Below are 1252 nucleotides of genomic sequence, written 5' to 3' on the forward strand. Positions count from 1 at the left end.
CCCCTCGTCCTCCCCGGACACCTCCACCGGCGAGGGCTCCTCGACCGGCGGCGACACCGGCACCTCCACCCAGCTCCTCACGGAGGACGGCACGGCCGACGGCAGCGTCCTGGTGACGTACACGACGGAGGGCGGCTCGGCCTCGGTGTCCACCACGGTGACCAACGCGTGCGCGGGCGTCGTGTACTGGACGGGTGTGCTCGCTTCGGCGTGACGGCGTGAACGGCGCCCGGCGGGGCGGGCGGGCGTCGGGGGACGCCCCGTTCAGGCGGTCGCCTTCTCCTGCGGCTGCTCCGGAGACCGCTGCCCGTCGTCGTCCGGGACGATGCCCAGCTCCGCGTCCCGGACGAACTCCACCTCGCGGCGCAGCAGCCGGAACCACATGAAGACCACGAAGCCGGCGAAGACGAACCACTCACCGGTGTAGCCGAGGTTCTGGAAGGCCTTCAGGTCCAGCCCACTGTCGGCGGGCGCGGTCGCCGGTACGGCCTTCATCCCGGAGTCACCGGTGTTGAGGGTGACCCACGCGTCGTACACGTCGTACGGCACGAGGTTGATCAGCGAGGCCGCGCTGATCGCCGCGGTCTGCCCGGCCGGAAGGCCGCCCCGCGCGCTGACGCCGTTGTCCCCGGGGGTCTCCGACGCCTGGAGCGCACCGGTGACGGTGACCTCGCCCTTGGGCGCGGCCGGGACCTTCGCCGGGTCGGGGGTGCCCGGCAGCCAGCCCCGGACGACGGGCAGGGCCCTGCCGCCGTCGACGCGCAGCAGCGTCAGGACGTAGTAGCCCTCGCGGTCGTCCAGTTTCCGGTCGGGGACCAGGAGCTGCTTGTCGTAGCGGCCGGTGGCGGTGACCTGCTTGCCGGAGGTCGCCTTGTCCACCGGCAGCAGCTCGGCCAGCGGCCGCGCGGCCTCCCGCCCGTCGGTGACGACCGACTGCTCGGCGTCCCGGCTCTCCGCCATCCGGTCCTCGAACCGGCTGAGCTGCCACGACCCCATGAACAGGCAGAACGGGATGGCGAGCAGCACGAAGACGTTGATGCCGAACCAGCGGGGCGTCAGCAGAAACCGGTACACACCCCCACGGTACGGGGCCGCGCCGGGCGGGCGGGGAGCGGGGTTGGGACTGCTGGGTTTTGACGGCTTGGATGCTGTTGTTCCGTGAGGTGGATCCACGTTCGCCCATCGAATGTGTGACCTCTCCGCGTTGAGCTCGTTGGTATGTCGAGCGGGTTTACGAGGGGCCGTTAGGGGG

General features: G+C 71.6%; 1 protein-coding gene and 1 pseudogene. One reads left to right on the forward strand and one right to left on the reverse strand.

Going from position 1 to position 1252, the window contains the following annotated elements:
* Nucleotides 1-214: pseudogene (locus AOJ26_RS40695) on the forward strand (hypothetical protein); the annotation flags it as partial.
* 50 nt (nt 215-264) lie between these two features.
* On the opposite strand, the gene AOJ26_RS40700 reads toward AOJ26_RS40695, so the two are convergent.
* Nucleotides 265-1074 carry an SURF1 family protein gene (locus AOJ26_RS40700; RefSeq protein WP_053853354.1) on the reverse strand — a complete coding sequence of 270 codons (810 nt, stop codon included), beginning with the start codon at nt 1072-1074 and terminating at the stop codon, nt 265-267.
* Nucleotides 1075-1252 lie beyond the last annotated feature (178 nt).

Origin of the sequence: Streptomyces sp. NRRL B-24085 (genome assembly GCF_001282115.1) — a bacterium.
GTDB lineage: Bacteria > Actinomycetota > Actinomycetes > Streptomycetales > Streptomycetaceae > Streptomyces.